We start from the raw sequence: 349 nt of genomic DNA, 5'->3' as shown, positions 1-349 counted from the left end.
GCAACGACAGTATGCTCAAGATAAAGCCTATCGTGATGCTTGCCTCATTATTGGTATTGACGTTGATGAAAGCAAATTACTAAAGCCTACCCAAGGCAAACTACGCAAACAATTAAACGCCATTAAGCGTGATAAGTACCCATTCATGCTTGAGGTGACGAAATGCGCCCCACAACTGGCCATTATGCAGCTAGGCGATGCCTATAAGCGCTTCTTTAAGGGCGAGGCTAAATACCCTCAGTTTCGTAAAAAAGGCAGACAGATTCGCATACCAAATCTAGGTTGGGTTCGTATGCGTGAAGCCTTGCGCTTTGACGGCAAAATACTCTCAGCTAAAATCTTTAGTCGA

At 44.4% G+C, this 349-nt stretch carries 1 pseudogene; it reads left to right on the top strand.

The features are described from left to right. A pseudogene (locus A1232T_RS13215) lies at positions 1–349 on the top strand (RNA-guided endonuclease InsQ/TnpB family protein); the annotation flags it as partial.

It is taken from the genome of Psychrobacter pasteurii, from assembly GCF_900162815.1.
GTDB classification, from domain to species: Bacteria; Pseudomonadota; Gammaproteobacteria; order Pseudomonadales; family Moraxellaceae; genus Psychrobacter; species Psychrobacter pasteurii.
The sequence above is the reverse complement of the archived record's forward strand: the minus strand, read 5'-3'. Positions and strand labels throughout refer to the sequence as shown.